The sequence below is a fragment of the Amycolatopsis sp. VC5-11 genome, from assembly GCF_037034185.1.
Lineage (GTDB): Bacteria > Actinomycetota > Actinomycetes > Mycobacteriales > Pseudonocardiaceae > Amycolatopsis > Amycolatopsis nivea.
Genome location: NZ_JBAGKF010000004.1, coordinates 424,789 through 442,696, shown reverse-complemented (window position 1 = coordinate 442,696; position 17,908 = coordinate 424,789). Strand labels below are relative to the sequence as shown.

The 17,908-nt window shown below is 66.8% G+C and carries 19 protein-coding genes; 12 read left to right on the top strand and 7 right to left on the bottom strand.

What is annotated here, in order from left to right; all coding sequences use genetic code 11:
* Nucleotides 1–36: 36 nt before the first annotated feature.
* The 3 genes from WA670_RS16990 (at nt 37) to WA670_RS16980 (ending at nt 3,543) form a co-directional block, all read left to right on the top strand.
* Complete coding sequence (locus WA670_RS16990; protein ID WP_037811830.1) at nt 37–1,461, top strand: short-chain fatty acyl-CoA regulator family protein; 1,425 nt, start codon at nt 37–39, stop codon at nt 1,459–1,461.
* A gap of 61 nt (nt 1,462–1,522) precedes the next feature.
* Nucleotides 1,523–2,779, top strand: a complete 1,257-nt coding sequence (gene ilvA / locus WA670_RS16985) for a threonine ammonia-lyase IlvA (protein WP_336158261.1) — start codon at nt 1,523–1,525, stop codon at nt 2,777–2,779.
* An 86-nt stretch (nt 2,780–2,865) separates the two neighbouring features.
* Nucleotides 2,866–3,543 carry a GrpB family protein gene (locus tag WA670_RS16980; protein WP_238607925.1) on the top strand — a complete coding sequence of 226 codons (678 nt, stop codon included), beginning with the start codon at nt 2,866–2,868 and terminating at the stop codon, nt 3,541–3,543.
* Here the strand turns inward: WA670_RS16980 and WA670_RS16975 are convergent.
* Nucleotides 3,497–3,841, bottom strand: coding sequence for a nuclear transport factor 2 family protein (locus tag WA670_RS16975; protein WP_238607926.1), 345 nt, complete (start codon nt 3,839–3,841; stop codon nt 3,497–3,499). The genes WA670_RS16980 and WA670_RS16975 overlap by 47 nt on opposite strands.
* A 65-nt stretch (nt 3,842–3,906) precedes the next feature.
* Nucleotides 3,907–4,662 (bottom strand): acyltransferase, encoded by a 756-nt coding sequence (locus WA670_RS16970; RefSeq protein ID WP_037712791.1) that lies wholly within the window; start codon nt 4,660–4,662, stop codon nt 3,907–3,909.
* A gap of 52 nt (nt 4,663–4,714) precedes the next feature.
* Here WA670_RS16970 and WA670_RS16965 point away from each other — a divergent pair, with 52 nt between their 5' ends.
* Entirely contained in the window at nt 4,715–5,662 is a 948-nt protein-coding gene (locus tag WA670_RS16965) for a nucleoside hydrolase (protein WP_336158260.1), read from the top strand.
* A 554-nt stretch (nt 5,663–6,216) separates the two neighbouring features.
* On the top strand, nt 6,217–7,317 hold the full coding sequence (locus tag WA670_RS16960) for a C40 family peptidase (RefSeq protein ID WP_336158269.1): 1,101 nt from the start codon (nt 6,217–6,219) through the stop codon (nt 7,315–7,317).
* A 176-nt stretch (nt 7,318–7,493) separates the two neighbouring features.
* On the opposite strand, the gene WA670_RS16955 is transcribed toward WA670_RS16960, so the two are convergent.
* The gene (locus tag WA670_RS16955; protein ID WP_336158259.1) at nt 7,494–8,468 is read right to left on the bottom strand and encodes an SDR family NAD(P)-dependent oxidoreductase; all 975 of its coding nucleotides are present in this window, start codon (nt 8,466–8,468) and stop codon (nt 7,494–7,496) included.
* A gap of 43 nt (nt 8,469–8,511) precedes the next feature.
* On the opposite strand from WA670_RS16955, the gene WA670_RS16950 reads away from it, so the two are divergent.
* Nucleotides 8,512–9,036, top strand: a complete 525-nt coding sequence (locus WA670_RS16950) for a TetR/AcrR family transcriptional regulator (RefSeq protein ID WP_336158258.1) — start codon at nt 8,512–8,514, stop codon at nt 9,034–9,036.
* A 3-nt stretch (nt 9,037–9,039) separates the two neighbouring features.
* Here WA670_RS16950 and WA670_RS16945 read toward each other — a convergent pair whose 3' ends face one another.
* A complete protein-coding gene (locus tag WA670_RS16945) occupies nt 9,040–9,648 on the bottom strand; it encodes a TetR/AcrR family transcriptional regulator (RefSeq protein ID WP_336158257.1) in 609 nt (202 codons plus the stop codon).
* Between the two features lie 91 nt (nt 9,649–9,739).
* Between WA670_RS16945 and WA670_RS16940 the strand changes: the two genes are divergently transcribed.
* From WA670_RS16940 to WA670_RS16930, 3 genes are all read left to right on the top strand, one after another.
* Nucleotides 9,740–10,483 (top strand): SDR family oxidoreductase, encoded by a 744-nt coding sequence (locus WA670_RS16940; protein WP_336158256.1) that lies wholly within the window; start codon nt 9,740–9,742, stop codon nt 10,481–10,483.
* 100 nt (nt 10,484–10,583) lie between these two features.
* Nucleotides 10,584–11,210, top strand: coding sequence for a TetR/AcrR family transcriptional regulator (locus tag WA670_RS16935; RefSeq protein ID WP_275293060.1), 627 nt, complete (start codon nt 10,584–10,586; stop codon nt 11,208–11,210).
* Nucleotide 11,211: 1 nt separating this feature from the next.
* On the top strand, nt 11,212–12,117 hold the full coding sequence (locus WA670_RS16930) for a carboxymuconolactone decarboxylase family protein (protein WP_336158255.1): 906 nt from the start codon (nt 11,212–11,214) through the stop codon (nt 12,115–12,117).
* Here the strand turns inward: WA670_RS16930 and WA670_RS16925 are convergent.
* A complete protein-coding gene (locus tag WA670_RS16925) occupies nt 12,101–12,511 on the bottom strand; it encodes a hypothetical protein (protein WP_336158254.1) in 411 nt (136 codons plus the stop codon). The genes WA670_RS16930 and WA670_RS16925 overlap by 17 nt on opposite strands.
* 99 nt (nt 12,512–12,610) lie before the next feature.
* Here WA670_RS16925 and WA670_RS16920 point away from each other — a divergent pair, with 99 nt between their 5' ends.
* Nucleotides 12,611–13,474 carry a 3-hydroxyacyl-CoA dehydrogenase family protein gene (locus WA670_RS16920; RefSeq protein WP_275293063.1) on the top strand — a complete coding sequence of 288 codons (864 nt, stop codon included), beginning with the start codon at nt 12,611–12,613 and terminating at the stop codon, nt 13,472–13,474.
* Between the two features lies 1 nt (nt 13,475).
* On the opposite strand, the gene WA670_RS16915 is transcribed toward WA670_RS16920, so the two are convergent.
* A complete protein-coding gene (locus tag WA670_RS16915) occupies nt 13,476–14,483 on the bottom strand; it encodes a sensor histidine kinase (RefSeq protein WP_275293064.1) in 1,008 nt (335 codons plus the stop codon).
* 38 nt (nt 14,484–14,521) lie between these two features.
* Complete coding sequence (locus tag WA670_RS16910; RefSeq protein WP_037811855.1) at nt 14,522–15,181, bottom strand: response regulator transcription factor; 660 nt, start codon at nt 15,179–15,181, stop codon at nt 14,522–14,524.
* A gap of 584 nt (nt 15,182–15,765) precedes the next feature.
* Here WA670_RS16910 and mptB point away from each other — a divergent pair.
* Together mptB and WA670_RS16900 are read left to right on the top strand one after the other, a co-directional pair.
* Nucleotides 15,766–17,046, top strand: a complete 1,281-nt coding sequence (gene mptB, locus WA670_RS16905) for a polyprenol phosphomannose-dependent alpha 1,6 mannosyltransferase MptB (protein WP_336158253.1) — start codon at nt 15,766–15,768, stop codon at nt 17,044–17,046.
* Between the two features lie 138 nt (nt 17,047–17,184).
* Nucleotides 17,185–17,688, top strand: coding sequence for a hypothetical protein (locus WA670_RS16900; protein WP_336158252.1), 504 nt, complete (start codon nt 17,185–17,187; stop codon nt 17,686–17,688).
* The last annotated feature ends 220 nt before the right edge of the window (nt 17,689–17,908 follow it).

Here is a 17,908-nt window from a genome sequence, read left to right as displayed (position 1 = left end):
TCAGGCCCGGAAACCTTCCGGCCGGACGGAGCACTCATGGACAAAACTTTCGCCGGGGCGCGGCTGCGGCATCTGCGCGAAAGCCGGTCGATGAGCCAGGCGGATCTCGCCCGTGTGCTCGAGATCTCACCCAGTTACCTCAATCAGATCGAGCACAACTCGCGCCCGCTGACCGTGCCGGTGCTGCTGCGGATCACGCAGGCATTCGGCGTCGACACGGAGTTTTTCGCCAACAACGACACCTCGCGGCTCGTCGCCGATGTGAAGGAAGCGCTGCTCGACGAGGCCGTCGGCGTCGAAGCGACCACGAGCGAGCTGAACGACCTGGCCAGCAACTTGCCGTCCATCGCCCAGGCGCTGGTGAAACTGCATCGCAGCTACCGGAACGCGGTCGAGAGCACGGCGGCGCTGACCACGGAAAACGGCCTCGGCCTGCACGGGAGCGCCGCCGCGCCGCTGCCGCACGAGGAGGTCCGCGACTTCTTCTACGAGCGGGAGAACTACGTCGCCGAACTGGACGAGCGGGCCGAGCGGATGGCCGCGCAGATCCCGCTGCGGCGCGGGTCGGTGCTGGGGTCGCTCAAGGAACGGCTGTGGCAGCGCTACGGCGTCGACGTGACGAACGAGGGCATCAACGAATCCGCAGGTGAACAGCATCGGTACGAGCCGGCGACGCGGGTGTTGCGGCTGGCCCCGAGCCTCCGGGTCGGACAGCAGGCGTTCCGGATGGCGTCCCAGATCGCGTTGCTGGAATACGACGATCTGATCACCGAACTCGCCGATTCGTGGGCGTTTTCCGGCCCGGCCGCGCGGACGCTCGCGCGCGTCGGCCTGGCTAACTACTTCGCGGGCGCGCTGATCCTGCCGTACAGCCCGTTCCTGGCCGCGGCCGAGGAGTTCCGGTATGACATCGAGCGCCTTTGCGACCACTTCGGCGTCGGATTCGAGACGACGTGCCACCGGCTGTCGACTCTTCAGCGGCCAAAACAGCGCGGCGTGCCGTTCTCGTTCGTGCGCGTCGACCGGGCCGGGAACATGTCGAAACGCCAGTCAGCGGCCGGTTTTCACTTCTCGCGCGTCGGCGGCGCTTGCCCGTTGTGGAACATCTACGAGGCCTTCACCTCGCCGGGCAAGATCCTCACGCAGATCGCGGCGCTGCCGGACGGCAAGCGGTACTTCTGGGTCGCGCGGACGGTGTCGCGCAATATCGGCGGGTACGGCAGCCCGGGCAAGACGTTCACCGTCGGTCTCGGCTGCGAGCTGCGACACGCTGGCCGGCTGATCTACTCGACCGGTCTTGACCTGGACGAACCCGCCGCCGCGACGCCAATCGGCATGGGGTGCAAGGTGTGCGACCGGCCCGCTTGTTCGCAACGCGCGTTTCCGGCGATCGGCAAACCGCTCACGGTGGACGAAAACACCAGCACCTTCGTCCCGTACCCGGCGGTGCCGAAGACGTGAACGCGGCCAGTGACGTGAGTGCCCCGGACGTGTTCACCGGGTGCGAAGTACATTCACCCGAGTGCACGACATCGACACGGTGAACGCAGAACTGGTCGAACAGGCCGCCGAACGGCTCGCGGGCGTGGTCACACGTACGCCCCTGGAGCCCAACGCGCGTCTCTCGTCCCGCGTAGACGCGCGCGTCTGGCTTAAGCGCGAAGACCAGCAGACGGTCCGCTCGTACAAGATCCGCGGCGCGTACAACTTCATCGTGCAGCTCGACGATTCGACGCGGGAGCGCGGTGTCGTCTGCGCGAGCGCGGGCAACCACGCACAAGGCGTCGCGTACGCGTGTCGCCGCTTAGGGGCGAACGGTCGCGTGTACGTGCCGGGCACGACGCCGCGGCAGAAGCGTGAACGCATTGCAGCTCTCGGCGGCGCGCACATCGAGGTCATCGTCGTCGGCGAGACGTACGAAGACGCCTTCGCCGCGGCTAAGGATGACGCCCACCGCACTGGAGCGACGCTCGTGCCAGCGTTCGACGACGTACGCACTGTCGCGGGTCAGGGCACTGTCGCGCTTGAAGTGGTTTCGCAGCTCGGCTTCGTGCCGGATGTCCTAGTGGTGCCTGTTGGCGGCGGAGGGTTGCTGGCTGGGATCGCGACGTGGGTTCGCGAGCGGCATCCGGACATCCGGGTCGTCGGCGTCGAACCGGCAGGCGCGATGTGCATGGCGGCGGCTCTTGAAGCGGGCGAACCGGTGCGGATCGACGCGGTGGACCCGTTCGTGGACGGTGCCGCGGTGCGCGAGGCCGGTCAGGTGACGTTCCCGTTGATCCGCGACAGCGGCGCGGAGCTGACGTCCGTCGCCGAGGGCGCGGTGTGCACGGAAATGCTGTCGATGTACCAGTCGGACGGCATCATCGCCGAACCCGCAGGTGCGCTCGCGGCCGCTTCGCTCGGGACCAGCGTGCAGGTCGAGCAGGGGCAGACGGTGGTGTGCATCGTGTCCGGCGGCAACAACGACGTCAGCCGGTACAGCGAAGTCCTCGAACGCTCGCTGATGCACGAGGGGCTGAAGCACTACTTCCTCGTCAGCTTCCCGCAGGAACCCGGCGCGCTCCGGCGGTTCCTTGACGAAATCCTCGGGCCGGAGGACGACATCACGCGGTTCGAGTACGTGAAGCGCAACAACCGGGAGATCGGGCCGGCGCTGATCGGCGTCGAGATCCCGCGGCGCGCGGACCTGCCCGGACTGCTGGCGCGGCTGGAGAAGAGCCCGCTGCAGGTGGAGCGGGTGGAACCGGGGAGTCCGTTGTTCCATTTCCTGCTCTGAGGCATCGGTGTCCACCCGACGCCGTGCGAAGCCGTGACCAGGCGATGGGTGGCCCGGCGAGAGCACGAGCCAAGAGGACGATCTGAGTGGACGCGCCAGTCGAGATCGTGGACTACGACCCACGATGGCCTCAGGTCTTCGCCGGCCTCAGCGACCGCATCACCGCGGCGGTGGGCGGACTCGCGCAGCGCGTCGAGCACGTCGGCAGCACCGCAGTCCCCGAGCTGGCCGCTAAACCGATCATCGACCTGGCCGTCGTGATCGCCACCCGCGACGACCTGCCCGCTGTTGTCGCCAGTTTTCTGGCGATCGGCTATCGGCCTAGAGGCGATCTCGGCATTCCCGGTCGAGAAGCCTTCGCTCGGCCTCCGGACAGTCCACCGCATCACCTCTACGTCTGCGCAGCCGACAACGAGAATCTCGCTCGGGTACTCGCGTTCCGGGACTTCCTGCGCGCCCACCCGAGCACCGCGCAGGCCTACGCAACGCTGAAGCGCTCACTCGCCCATCGCTTCCGCACCGACCGCGCTGCTTACACCTCAGCGAAGACCGCATTCATCGACGATGTAGTGGCGAAGGCGCTGTCGGAGTCATCTGGCCGGGACCTAGTCACGGGCGTCCAGGTAGGCCGCTCCCCTGCCGTCGACCGGCTAATCGGGCCGCACGGGCTCACGTTCCCGCAGGTCAGCGCGATTCGCCAAAAAACGGCAACACCGGTCAGTCGAGTTCGGCGCTGCCCTCGCGGTAGATCTTCGCCGACTTGATGCGGTCTCCGGACAGCCGATAGAACCCGGCGATGGCGAAAACCTGGTCCTCGCCGTTGTGGGTGAGCCGTTCGGTCAATTGGGCGGCAATCTGATCACCGTCCGCGAGAACGTTCTCGACCTTCAGCGTCGGAAGAAGTTGTTCCATGGCACCGCTGAACAACTCGGTGAGTTCCTCGCGTCCGCGCACGACGCTGCTGCCGGTGATCCAGACCGCGTCCTCGGTGAAGCCGTCGAGGAGGCCTGGCAGGTCACGGTTGTTGAAGGCGGCGACGTGTCGGCTGAGGGCTTCGCTCATAAGGCGAGGCTATCGACGCTGTCAGGTTATTTTCGGCGCCGAACTCGACGTGCGACGCGCTGGCGTCAGCTGTCGCCGAGCGTTTTCTGCAGTGCCTTGTTCGCCTTGCGCGCCATGTCCGCGACGGCCTCACGCCGGGCCGCATCCGCGGCGTAGTCGTCCTCGCGGTTGCGGACCACCCGGGCCGGTGAACCAACCGCGATCGAGTAGTCCGGGATGTCACCGCGCACCACGGCGTGCGCACCGAGCACGCTGCCGCGGCCGACGCGCGTGCCCTTGAGGACGCTGACCTTCGTGCCGAGCCAGGTGTCCGGGCCGATCCGGACCGGCGACTTGACGATGCCCTGGTCCTTGATCGGCACGTGGATGTCCGCGGTCACGTGGTCGAAGTCGCAGATGTACACCCAGTCGGCGACGAGCGTGGCGGCGCCGAGCTCGATGTCGAGATAGCAGTTGATCACGTTCTGCCGTCCGAACACCGACTTGTCGCCGATGCGAAGGGACCCCTCGTGACAGCGGATGGCGTTGCCGTCGCCGATGTGCACCCAGCGGCCGATCTCCATCCGGCCGTATCCGGGACGGCAGTGGATCTCGACGTTCTTGCCGAGGAACAGCATGCCGCGCAGGATGATGTGCGGGTTCGCGATGCGGAATTTCAGCAGCCGGTAATAGCGCACGAGGTACCACGGCGTGTACGCGCGATTGCGCAGGATCCAGCGCAGCGAGTCGGCCGTCAGGAACTTCGCCTGGTGCGGGTCCCGCCGGGCCCGCCGCCAGGCGCGCACGCGCGACAACGCGGGCGCACCCCACATCGACGTCATGCCCTTGACCGTAACCTGTGGACGACGGCCGGCCACACGCAAGGGGAGCAGGATGGGGACCAAGCTGATCATCGACACCGACCCCGGCGTCGATGATGCTTTCGCGATCGCACTGGCCGCGAGGTCGGCGGACGTCGACCTGCTGGGCGTGACGACGGTCTTCGGCAACGTGCCGCTGGCCACGACCACCGCGAACGCGCGCCGGTTGCTGCAGATGTGCGACCGCCCGGACGTCCCGGTCGCCGCGGGGGCCTCGCGGCCGCTCCTGTACCGCGATCTGCACCGGTCGAGCACCGTCCACGGCTCCGACGGACTTTCCGGGCACGCCGCTTCGCTGCCCGACGCCACCCGTCCGCTCGAGGATTCCGACGCGGTCAGCCTGATGGTCTCGCTGCTCGAAGCCTCGGACGAACCAGTGACCATCGCACCGATCGGCCCGCTCACGAACATCGCCGCCCTGCTCGCGGCCCACCCCGGGGTGCGTTCGAAGATCGCGCGCATCGTCCTGATGGGCGGAGCGATCGCCCTCGGCAACTCGACCGCGGTCTCCGAATTCAACATCTGGGCCGACCCAGACGCGGCCCGACGCGTGATCGCCGAGGACGACGTCCCGTGCGTGATGGTCCCCCTCGATCTCACCCACCGGTGCGCGGTCGACAGCACGTGGCTGGCGAAACTCGCTGCGTCCGGACCGGTCGGGCAGGCGCTGAACTCGTTCACCCCGGACTACCTGGCGCACTACCGCCAGGTGCTCGGCTACGAAGGCATCGTCATGCACGACGCGGTGGCCGTCGCCGAGGCGATCCGCCCGGGCATCCTGCGCACGGAGACCTACCCGGTCGACATCGACGCCGGCCTCGGCCCGACCCGCGGCATGACGATCGTCGACCGGCGGGCGGTCCCGAACAGGTCCACCGGGCGGCCGATCGAGGTGGCGGTGGATACGGAACTGGACGTGCTGCGCGAGTTCGTGCTGTCGAGACTCGCCGGGGGCCGGTGATGGACGGGGCCGGGAGATCGCCGCTGGGTGGCGAATCGCAGGTCACGCCTGGTGCGGTGGCCGGCGGGGAGCCTGAGGGCGCGGGTCCGCTGCCGGTTAGTGGCGAATCGGCTGGCTCCGGTCCTTCGTTCGCCGGTGGGGCGTCGCCGGTGACTGGCGGATCGGGTGGCTCCGGTGCTTCGTCGGTCAGTGACTCGTCGCCAGCGAGTGGCGAGAATGCTGGGTCGACCAGTGTGTCGCCGCTGAGTGGCGAAACAGTCGACGCGGGTGGTTCGTCCGTCGGTGAGGCATCGCCAGTGAACGGCGAATCGGGCGGCTCCGGTCCTTCGTCGATCGGTGAATCGTCGCCAGCGAGTGGCGAAAATCCTGGGTCGACCAGCGTGTCGCCGCTGAGTGGCGAAACCTCCGGGCTGGCTGGTGAGTCGTCGCGGGTAGGCGACTCGCCTGAACTGACCAGCGCGTCGCCGTTAAATAGCGACGGGGGCCAGGTCTCGGAGGGCGAACGAGGCGCGCGTTCGGCGAGGCAGGGTTTTCTCGCGCGGAATCGGCGGGCCGTGGTGACGTTGGCGGCGGTTGTGGTGGTCGTCGCGGCGTTGGTTGTCGCGGTGCGGGTTTTGCCGGGCGACGGTGCCGGTGATGCGAATTCCGGGAACGTCGCGGCGACGTCGTCATTGGTTCCGAGTACCTCGAAGACGGCTCCGGTCTCGGCTGCGCCGACGTCGGTGGTGCCGTCACAGCCTGGGGTGCCGCGGGCTGGGGAGTTCGGGGCGTGGGCGTCGCGGACCAGTCAGTGGCTCGATATCCCGTTGCGGGCGATGAACGGGTACGCACAGGCGACCGTCACGCTCAGCAAGGAGCAACCCGACTGTCACCTGTCCTGGATCACCCTCGCCGCGATCGGGAAGATCACCAGCGATCATGGGCGGGCGCAGGGTAATCGAGTCGGGGAAAACGGGACTCTCGCGAAACCGCTTGGCACGGTGGAGGTTCTCGACTTCTATCACCGGCCTGTTTCGACGCCGGGGGCAGCGGGGCCGTTGCAGCTCTCTCCTGCGGTGTGGAGCAAGTGGCAGCGCAGCGCGTCCGGCGGCAAGCCTGACATTCAGAACATCGATGACTCGGCGCTCACGGCTGGGCGCGCGCTCTGTGCGAATGGCCGCGATCTGGCGACAGATTGGTGGAACGGGGTCGCCACGTTGGAGCCGGCGCCGGTCGTCTTGCATCGGACTCTTGCGACGACCAACGTCTACGGCACGGTCGGCCAGAGCGATCAGCCGCCTAATCCCGCGGTGCTCACTGCGGTCGACTTCGCGATTGACCAGATTGGTCTGCCGTACGTCTGGGGCGGCAATGGCACTCGAGACGCCGATCCGGGCTTCGACTGTTCCGGTCTGACGACCGCTGCTTACGCGAGCGCTGACGTCAAGCTGATGCGGACGGCGGATACGCAATTCCGCAGCGTTCCCCATGTGAGCGAACCCCAGTTGGGCGATTTGATCTTCTACGGTGCGCCCGCTACGAAGATCCATCACGTGGGGCTGTACATCGGGAATCAGCAGATGATCGACGCGCCGCAGACTGGGCAGGCGGTGCAAGTCCATCCGTATCGGAAGCCCGGCGACGACTACGCGGGTGCGGGCCGGCCGACGGCCTGACTTGCGCGGTGATCTCTCGAGAATGCCGTTCCGCGGATTGGTGCGACCTGCGATGGCAACCACAGGTCCGCGGCTCAATCTGTCGTGTGCACGGCGAAAACCGAGCGAACGTGAGACACGCGCTTGTGGCAACAAACGTGCTTTCGTTGACAGTGACGGATCTCCAGCGGGCCTCGTCAGCGTTGACGGACCAGGTCTAGGGACGCCTCCCATAGCTGCTGCGCGGCCGAGGCGTGGCGGGCCCAGCGTTTGACTGCGTGGCTGTTGCCGGCCAAGTCGACATCGTCGGGAACGGTCGGAGATTCGTTGCCGTCGTCCAGGTAATGACCACCGTTATGGGCGAATTCCGGGGCGGTCGCGGCGACGAGGGTGGTGGCCGCGCCTTGTTCGACGGTCTTGTAGGCGAAGACTCCGGCGGCTTCGAGCCGGCCCAAGTGGTTCTTCATGTCTTGGGTGAAATCCCGTTGCAGGCCAGTGGAAACCCCGCCGGGGTTGACCGCGTTGGCGACGATTCCGTCGGCTGCCCACCGGCGGGTCGCTTCGACGGCGAACAGCGAGTTGGCCGTTTTCGACTGCCCGTAAGCCAATTGGGGGTCGTAGGCTCGGCGGGTAAAGTGGATGTCATCAAAGACAACGGGTGAGTACATGTGCGCGCCGGAGGTCACCGCGACGATCCGGGCCGTTCCTCGCTGATTCGCGCCTGCGGCCAGGGCGTCGTGCAGGCCCAGTGCCAGCGCAAAGTGGCCGAGGTGATTGGTCGCGAACTGCAGTTCCCAACCCTGTGGAGTGCGCCCCAGGGTCGGACGCATGACGCCGGCATTGTTGATCAGCAGGTGCAGCGGGCCGTCCCAGCGTGCGGTGAAGCGGGTGACGGTGGCGAGGTCGGCCAGTTCGAGGTGGGCGACGCGGACGGCTCGGTTCCCGGCGGAGGCGGTGATCTCCTCGGCGACGCTTGCGCCGAGGGCGGTGTTGCGTACGGCCAGGGTGACGTCCGCGCCGACGGAGGCGAGCGCGCGGGCTGTTTCGCGACCGAGGCCGGACGTGGCGCCGGTGACGATTGCGCGGACACCGGTGAGGTTCTGGCCTGCGAGGACGTCGTCGGCGGTGCTGGTGGCGTCGAAGGCCGTGCGGATCAAGGAGGATTGAGACACCCTTCGAACTATACGCATCGGACGTAGTTTGTATAGTGTGTCTATGAGCAGTGATCGGCGCACGCACGTACTGGACTCGGCACTGGAGGTGTTCGCGCGCTACGGCTATCGCAAGGCGTCCATGGACGACGTCGCGAAGGCCGCAGACATCTCGCGTCCTGGCTTGTACTTCTACTTCTCGTCCAAGCCGGAGCTGTTCCGCGCGACCGTGCGGCATTCGCTCGACGGCAGCATCGAGGCAGCTCGGGTCGCTCTCGCCGATTTGCGGCAACCGCTTCGCGAGCGGCTGATCGAGGCGTTCGACCACTGGGCCGGTCGGTACGTGGGGCCGATGGCTGCGGAGATCGGCGTTCTGATCGACTCGAATCCCGATCTGCTCGGCACGATGCCGGCTGAGTATCCGAAGCGGTTCCGTGCGCTCGTCATCGACGCGATTGGGGGGCGCTCACCCGACGACATCGCTGGGACATTGATCAGCACGGCGATCGGGATCAAGTACGACGCGGACACCCGCGACGAGTTTCGCGCTCGGATGACCATCGCGGTCGACCTTTACTGCAAAGACTGAAGCTCAGGCAGGCGGCCAGTTGCTCAGGGCCGCGTCGGCGACTTCCTGCAGTTCTTCTCGGGTTGCGCCGCTTGCCGCTTCGACGGCGATTCCGAACGCGACCGTCATGACGTAGCGGGCCAGCCGTGCCGCGTCGGCGTCTGGCGGCAAATCGTGTTCATCGATGGCGCGTCGAAATCGCTTCTCCAGGGCTCGGCGCGCGGAGTTTCGCCACTCGACGAGCAATTCGCGCGCGGGGTGGCCCAGTTCGCCGGCCGCCAATGAGCCTTGGACGCCCAGGCAGCCGGGCGGACAATCGGGATCGGTGGTCGCTCGGACGGCGCCGTTGAGTATCGCGGCGGCCACCTTGGCGGCAGTCGGCTCAGCCCAGGCTCGCGGACCGTAGGAGGCGGGGCCTTCGTCGTAGAGAGCCAATGCCTTGCGAAACAGCTGCTCTTTGTTGCCGAAAGCCGCGTACATGCTGGTCTTCGTGATGCCCATGGCCCCGGTCAGATCAGCCAGGCTGGCTCCTTCGTAGCCCTGCTCCCAGAACACCAGCATGGCGCGCCGGAGCGCCTCGTCGGCGTCGAATCCGCGCGGTCGGCCGATCTGCGCCTTGTCCTGACTGGTCACCTCGCCAGCATACCCCTTCAGTACCGATCGGTTCAGAAGTGCTACGGTCGCTTTAAGTACCGATCGGTACCGAATAATTCGGAGGTCAGCAGTGGGACAGTTCGAGGGCAAGACAGCGGTCGTCACCGGCGGAAGCAGTGGGATCGGCCTGGCCGCGGCCGAACGGCTCGCTGCCGAGGGCGCGCATGTCTTCATCACCGGCCGGAATCAGGGCGCGCTGGACGCGGCCGCGAAGACCATCGGTTCGGCCACCGCGGTTGCGGGTGACATCGCCGACCTGAGCGACCTTGATCGGCTTTACGACGCGGTTCGCGCCCGGAGCAAGGGACTCGACATCGTTTTCGCCAACGCGGCGGCGGGATCTTTTGCGAGCCTGAAGGAGACCACTCCGGAACACTTCGATCAGGTCTTCACCACCAACGTTCGCGGCACGCTCTTCACCGTGCAGAAAGCGTTGCCGCTGCTCAACAAAGGTGCATCGGTGATCTTGAATTCGTCAGTGCGCGCCGATGACGGTCTCGCGTCGTTCGGAACGTATTCGGCGTCGAAAGCTGCCCTCCGTTCCTACGCCCGGACTTGGGCGAACGAGTTGAAGGACCGCGGCATCCGGGTCAACGTGGTGTCGCCCGGCACTATCGACACGCCGGTACTCGAGAAGGCGGTCGGCGCGGACAAGGTCGACGAGGCTCGGGCGAGTTTCGCGGCACGGGTTCCGCTTGGACGGATGGGAACGCCGCGCGAGGTTGCGGACGCCGTGCTGTTCCTCGCGTCGGAGCAGAGCAGTTTCATCCTGGGCGCGAACATCTACGTCGACGGCGGCGAAAAGCAGTTCTGACCAGCGTCAGCGCGGGGACAACGGCGTTCCCGCCGCTTCACAGTAGCGCGAAGGCTATACATGCGTGTAGCGTACTGTTCATGCGTATAGCGAAGATGTCATGACCGACCCCGACGACCTGACCGCGCGTGCCCGTATCCGCGACGCGGCGATGCGGCACTTCGGCGAGCACGGCTTCGAGCGCGCCACGATCCGCGGCATCGCGGTGGAAGCCGGGGTGTCACTGGGATTGGTGCGGCACCACTTCGGGTCCAAACAGGCGCTCCGCGAGGCGTGCGACGCGCACCTGATCAAGCTCCTCCGCGAACTCAACGACCAGGTGCCGGACGACCTGGCCACCAGCGTCACCGCGAATCCTGTCGCGGCGGCGCGGGTCGCTGTCGGGCCGTACCGCGACTATCTCGTCCGGGCGCTCGTCGAGGGCGGCGTCGCGCCGTTGTTCGACGAGATGGTCGAACTCGGCACGAACCGGCTCGTCGCCGCTGATCGGCAACGGACGGATCCGCCGACAGTCGAGCCCAAGGTCCGTGCCGCGATCGGCACCGCGATGGCGTTGTCGATCACCGTGCTGCACCAGCACATTTCCCGTGCGGCGGGCATCGACATCCTCAGCCCGGCTGGCGACAACATGCTTGCCCGGGCGCTGATCGACATCTACTCGCATCCGCAGCTCAGCCTCGAGGAAGCGCAGGCGGCGCTCGACCGCCTGCCCGCGGAAGGAAACTGACATGCCGCACGCGACGATCCCCCGCATCCCGCCGCTCGAACTCGACGAGATGGATCCTGATCAGCAAAAGCTGGCGAAACTCGGTGCGGAAACCGTGATCCAGGTTCTCGCCCGTGCGCCGGAAGTGATGCAGGCGTCCGGTGCGTTGGGCGCTTACCTGTTGAGCCAGGGAAAACTGCATCCGCGGATCCGCGAGCTGGCGATTCTTCGCGTCGCGCTGCGGTGCGACGCACCGTACGAGTGGGCCAACCATGCGCCGGCCGCGCTCGGCGGTGGCGCGACGGAGGCGGAGATCGCGGCTCTCTCCGATCCGGACGCCAGTTGGCCGCCCGAGGACGATGCGGTGCTGCGTGCCGTCGACGAGCTGTGCGCGAATGTCTTTGTGTCCGACGAAACGTGGGCCGCTCTCGCTGCGACTCGCGACCATGCCGAGATCATCGAGATTCTGTTCCTCGTCGGCTATTACCGGATGATGGCGGGGTTTCTGAATTCCGCGGGCGTTCCGGTGAAGCCTGGGCAACCGGCGCTCGGCGAGCCTCCGGTGCCGGTGGCAGTCGCTTCTCAGCAGGTTTGGCCCGCCAGCGGCGAAACCGGTCCGGACGGCAGCTGGAAGATCACGTTCACGCACCCTGCGGGGAGCAAGGACCTGCTCCTCGACCTCGCAACTGACGGCACCAAGGTGTCCGGTTCCATCTTTGACACTCAGCTGAAGGTCACGGTCCCCATCGTGTCGGGGACGGTCGACGGCCAAAAAGTCGCCTTTACCGCGCTGGTGACTGATCCGGTGCGCTTCGAGGTGAGCGTGACCGGCACAGTTGACGGGGATCTGTTCTCCGGCTCCGTCACGGTGTCCGGTGGCGGTACCTTTCCGCTGACCGGGGTTCGGGAGGTCAGTCCCAGTAATTGAACAGGGCTTCGCCGACGGTCGATGGTTTCCAGTACGCGACGTCGGACCGCGTGAGGTGTGGCCATTCTTTGGCGACGAAGGACCGATCGAGGTCGGCTGGCGTGAGCACTTGGAACTGCTCGGTTTGCGCCAGCACCGCGATCAGGCCCGGTTCGTCGACGAACTCCAACGGCCCCCATTCCCGCGCTGGCGTGAAGTCGAACGAGCGCGGCCGGGCGAGCGCGACCACCGGCGCGTCGTTGGCGGCGACGACCGAGACCGTGCGGTCGGGATACTCGATGACGGCTTGCCAAAAGTTCGGCGTGACGGTCGGGACGCGGAAATCGGTCAGGGTTCCGCCGGTGCTCCGGGCGAAGTCGTAACAGAGACGGCGAACCTCGCGAACCTCGACCACCGCCGCATTCTACGCGGCCGGTCCCCCGGCGGTGGGCGCGGAATTGCGGCGGGCGAGGACGGGTGGTCTTGTTGGCTCAAGATCGAAAGGTGAGCCGCCATGCCGTACGCGTACACATTCGACCAGATCCGCGACCGGCCGGTCACCGTGTTCGGTGCCGGGACGCTGGGCAGGCGCATCGCGCTGATGTTCGCCTCGCGCGGCGGGACCGTGCGGATCAGCGACCCGAGCGCCGAACAGGTCGCCGCGGCGGCGGAATACGTGGCGGAAGCGTTGCCTGTCCTGCTGGAAAAACGCGGCAGCGGCGAAGTCGGCCAGGTCGAGGACGCGGCGTCGATCGAGGACGCGCTACGTGACGCGTGGCTGGTCGTGGAGGCGGTGCCAGAGCGACTGGACATCAAAATCCCGCTGTGGGGCCAAATCGACGAAGCCGCGCCCGCCGACACCATCTTCGCGACGAACTCGTCGTCGTATCCGTCGCGGATGATGGCCGAGAAGGTGCGCGACAAATCGCGGCTGTGCAACATCCACTTCTACATGCCACCGACGGCGAACGCGGTCGACCTCATGTCCGACGGCGAAACCGGCCGGACCGTGCTCGACACGCTGCTCGGAGTGCTGCCGGAGTTCGGCATTCATCCGTTCGAGGCGCGAAAGGAAAGCGTCGGCTTCATCTTCAACCGCGTGTGGGCGGCGATCAAACGGGAATCGCTGGCCGTCGTCGCGGAGGGTGTCGCGCGGCCGGAGGACGTGGACGGGATGTTCAAGATCAACTGGCATCTGCCGTACGGGCCATTCCAGATGATGGACCAGGTCGGCCTGGACGTCGTGCTGGACATCGAAAACCATTACGCGGACGAGAATCCGCACCTGTCTGCCGGGCCGCGGGACCTGCTGCGCAGCTACGTCGACGCGGGGAAGCTCGGGATCAAGACCGGCGAGGGGTTCTACACGTACGGCTGAATCACGGCAGCACGACGTCGACCCGCAGCCCGCCGTCCGGCACCGCGACCGCGGACACCCGACCGCGGTGTGCGGTGGCTACCGAGTTCACGATCGACAAACCGAGGCCGGCTCCGTCGCGATGGTTCAGGCGTTCGTCGGTCAGCCTGCGGAACGGCTGGAAGAGCGAATCGACTGCCTCGGCAGGCACGCGGTCACCGGAGTTGCGGACGCTCAGCGCCGGTTCGCCGCCGACGTTCACCTCGACCCACCCGCCGGGCCGGTTGTACTTGATCGCGTTGTGCACGAGGTTGGCGATCATCCGTTCGAGCAGGACGGGATCGCCGGGCACCGTGCGCTCGGCCGAGTGGTGGCGCAGGGTCAGTTCGTGCTCGGTCAGCTGATCGCCGTACCGGGTGACGACGGCGTCCACCAGCTCGTCAAGCCGGACCGGGACCATGCCGGGCAGTCCGCGGTCGGCTTCGGCCAGCACCAGCAAGCCCTCGATCAGCTGCTCGTTGCGTTCGTTGACGACGAGCAGCTGCGCCGCGAGCCGCCGCACGTCCTCTCCCCCGCCGGTGACGATCGCGACCTCCGCGAGCGTCCGCTGCACCGCGAGCGGCGTGCGCAGCTCGTGCGACGCGTTCGCCGCGAATCGGCGCTGACCTTCGAAGCCGGCCGCGACGCGGTCGAGCATTCCGTTGACCGCTGTCGAGAGGACCCGCAGCTCGCGCTCGGTCTGGTGCGGCGGCATGCGCTGCCCCAGGTTCCGCGGCCCGAGCTGGTCGATGGTGGACGAAAGATCCAGCAACGGCCGCACCACCCACGACACCACCGGGCGCCAGCTGCGGATCGCCAGAATGACGACGAGGGCCAGCGGCAGGAACCACAAGATCGTGCCCAGCGGGTTTCGGCAGGCGGTACCGCGCGGGCAGAACGAAGTGTCCACGTAGGTCCCGAGCACCATGGAGACTCCTTTGCCGACTGGGTACGCCAGGACCAGCGCGACCAGCAGCCCGCCGAGGAACACCAGCTCGATGCGACCGCGCAGCGAGGCTCGGGCCCGTTTCAGGTAGCCAAACGGTAGCCAGCGCCGGGAACCGTGTGGACTATCGGCGGCGGGCCGAGTTTCTTCCGCAGCGTCATGACCGTCATCCGCACTGTGTTCGTGAACGGATCGGCGTGTTCGTCCCATGCCTTCTCCAGCAGCTCTTCCGGGCTGACGACCCGCTCCTCGGCCCGCAGCAGCACCTCCAACACGGCGAATTCCTTGGGAGACAAGGACAACGGCCGACCGTCGCGCGACGCGAACCGCTTGGCTGGGTCCAGCTCGACGCCCGCGCCGTGCAGCACCGGCGGCAACGAGGGTCGTGCTCGCCTCGCCAGGGCGTGCACCCTGGCGACGAGTTCGGCGAACGCGAACGGCTTCGTGAGATAATCGTCCGCGCCGAGACCGAGCCCTTCGACCCGGTCGCGAATACCCGCCGCGGCGGTCAGCATCAGCACCCGGGTCTCGCTGCCGTCGCCGGCGATCCTTCGGCAGATTTCGTCGCCGTGCACCCGCGGCAGGTCTCGGTCCAGCAGCACGACGTCGTACCGATGGACGGCGACGCGTTCGAGCGCGGCGTCGCCGTCGTAGCAAACGTCGACTGCCATGCCGAGGTGCCGCAAGCCCTCCGTGACGGAGTCGGCCAGCATCCGCTCGTCTTCGGCCACGAGCACTCGCATTCAGCTTCTCCTCACGAGCGCCAGTACAACGCCGAACGGATAAAGACCGGATAAACGCCGATCTTAACTGCCCGGGACCACGCGCTGACTAGACCTGCGGGATGATCTTCGCCGGGAAACGCGCGTCTGGTGCACGGGTCGCAGGGACAGGCGGCTCTGTCGCGAGATTCTGGTCCGCCGTGCGATTTCCGCGCAGGACACAGCGCGAGCCGAGTGTGCGAGCCCGGTCCCGTGCACTGCTCGAGCCGCGCGCTCTTGGCCGATGCACCTCGCCGGTCAGACCACTCAGCCGGGTTGCGGTGGCCGCGTCCAGTTTCTCGTCCGGAGCAGGCACAGGGAGCGCCGGACGGCTCGAACCGTCTGGATTCTTGGCGCAGCCTAGGCTCCTTGGGCCGTTCGGATTCGTGGCGTGGCTCGGATCGATCGCACGGGCCTGGCCTGACGCACGAGTCGCTGGAAAACACGCGCCAGCCCCGAAGGCCGCCGGAAGACACGCGGCTACCTCTGCGCTCCCGAGAATGCGCGCCTTTACCGCGAGGTCTTCTCGAGCGAGCGCGTCTGCCGCCGGTCTCGCCGGGAAACGCGTGTCCACACCAGCGTTCGCCGGAAGAAGCGCTTCCGTCTCGGCGCGCTCCGCGAAACGCACCTTGGCTGCGCGGTTTCCCAGACGCGGAGCGCCTGCTGTTGGGCTCGCTGGATCGGTCCTGGTTTCGCTCGGAGCGTTCGGCGCGGGCGCGACGGTGCCGCATGATCCTGTGCTGTCCGGAACCGTGTTCAGCGCCGTGCGCTTCGGCCATGGCCGCCTGCTGGCGACTGCTGTTGTCTATCTCGGCATTTTCCTCCTGGTATCAGCTTGGGTCCGATTAGGACACTCCGCGCGTGCTGGGCAGGCGGACGCGCGAAAGATCGTGCGGACCACCTGGATGTGGTGCGCACCGCTGCTTTGCGCGCCGCCGTTGTTCAGCACGGACTTGTACACGTACCTCGCACAGGGCGTGGTGGCACAGTCCGGGTTTGATCCCTACACCCGCGTTGCGGCGAACTTTCCGGGTCCGATCACTGACAATGCGGCTGGCGGCTGGCTGCGTATTCCGTCGCCTTATGGGCCGTTGCATATCCTGATCGTGAAAAGCGTCCTCTCGGTAACTGGTGACAACGTGATTCTCGGGGCGCTGCTGACCCGCCTTGCCATGACGGCGGGTTTGGCGCTGATGTGCGTCGCTGTGCCGATCTTGTGCCGACGACTGGGCGCGCGGCCGGAATGCGCACTGTGGATGGCGGCTGCGAACCCGTTGACGGTGCTGTGCGTGGTTTCAGGCGGGCACAACGATTTGCTGATGATCGGGCTCTTGAGTGCGGGCGCGGCGTTGGTGATCACCACTGTACCAGGGTTGGGGTTCGTCTTGGTAGCACTTGCTGCGGCGGTGAAAGTTCCGGCTGCGGCGGCGTTGCCGTTTCTCTGGTGGGAGTGGGCACGTCGTCGATCGGGTGGGCAGTTTTCCGTTCGTGGCTACGGATTCACGCTCATCGCCGCGATGTCCATTGTGGTCGTCACGATGGGTCTCTGCAGTGTCTTCGCCGGGGTCAGCCTCGGGTGGATTCGTGCGTTGAGCGGAAATTCGGAGCTCGAACCGTGGTTGTCGGCCTCGACGTCGGCCGGGAAGATCGTGGGCTTACTGGCAGGCGATCCGGCGGAAGCTGTTGCGGTGAGCCGGATTGTGGGATGCGTTGTGCTCGTGGTTGTGGTCGCCTGGTTGTGGTGGCGTTCGCGAGCGGGTGGCGGGCGTGCGGTGCGCGGAGCTGCTGTGGCGCTGTTTACGACTGTTGTGCTGGCTCCGGTGGCGCTTCCCTGGTATTTCACGTAGCCGTTGGTTCTGGGAAGTGCTGCTGCGTGGCCTCTTTCTGGGGTCGCCGCTGCGGCCGCTGCGTCCATGTGGTTGGTGGTCAGCACTCATCCTGATGGCAAGAGTTTGTTGCCACCATGGGGGTTTGGGGTGCTAGCGGTGGCGTCGGTCGCCGTGGGCGTGCTGACTGCGCGCGGGAAGTTCGCACGGTTGGGTGATGCCGGGGCTGGTAGAGTGGTGGCATCAACCTTCGAAGGTTCTTCTTTACCCATCAATGGATTTCTTGCCATTCGTGCGCGTCTGTGTGCCGGCTTGAGTGTGGCGTTCAAGGATCGTGACCGTGTTGCGGTTACTGCACCGCGGTCTGCCGTGGCGGTGATCGACAATGCTGAGGGGGTGCCGGCCTGGCTTCGGGCGGACGGATGGGGCTGCGAGCAGCGGGCGGATTGCAAGGCGGGCGACGAGCAGTGTGCAGAGAGGCGGATCGGCGACAAGCGGCGAGTGGACAGTCAAGCCATCGACGGACGGTGCGCAGGCTGCAGGATCGAGGACAGACGACGGGAGGACAGCGAGGACAGCAGCGAGCGGCGCACGGACAGCAGGGGCGGCGATGAGCGGCCCACGAGCAGCAAGGTCGGCAATGAGCGGCGCACGAGCAGCTAGGCCAGCGATGGACGGCCGCCGGGTAGCTTGACTGACAATGGGCGGCAGCCGGACAGCAAGGCCGATAATGGGCGGCAGCCGGGTAGGAGGGCCAGCGGCAAGCGACGCGTGGACAGCCGCACCGGTAGTACGGCAAGCGACACGTGGACAGTCGCACCTGTAGTAGACGTGCGGACAGTCGCACCGGTAGTAAGCGGCAGCCAGGCGGCGAAACCAGCGT

Bases quoted from the DNA above. Each gene is read 5' to 3' on its own strand.
- WA670_RS16990 (WP_037811830.1), top strand. From the start codon at position 37: ATGGACAAAACTTTCGCCGGGGCGCGGCTGCGGCATCTGCGCGAAAGC.
- WA670_RS16975 (WP_238607926.1), bottom strand. From the start codon at position 3,841: ATGAGCGAAGCCCTCAGCCGACACGTCGCCGCCTTCAACAACCGTGAC.
- WA670_RS16970 (WP_037712791.1), bottom strand. From the start codon at position 4,662: ATGACGTCGATGTGGGGTGCGCCCGCGTTGTCGCGCGTGCGCGCCTGG.
- WA670_RS16965 (WP_336158260.1), top strand. From the start codon at position 4,715: ATGGGGACCAAGCTGATCATCGACACCGACCCCGGCGTCGATGATGCT.
- WA670_RS16950 (WP_336158258.1), top strand. From the start codon at position 8,512: ATGAGCAGTGATCGGCGCACGCACGTACTGGACTCGGCACTGGAGGTG.
- WA670_RS16935 (WP_275293060.1), top strand. From the start codon at position 10,584: ATGACCGACCCCGACGACCTGACCGCGCGTGCCCGTATCCGCGACGCG.
- WA670_RS16930 (WP_336158255.1), top strand. From the start codon at position 11,212: ATGCCGCACGCGACGATCCCCCGCATCCCGCCGCTCGAACTCGACGAG.
- WA670_RS16920 (WP_275293063.1), top strand. From the start codon at position 12,611: ATGCCGTACGCGTACACATTCGACCAGATCCGCGACCGGCCGGTCACC.
- WA670_RS16910 (WP_037811855.1), bottom strand. From the start codon at position 15,181: ATGCGAGTGCTCGTGGCCGAAGACGAGCGGATGCTGGCCGACTCCGTC.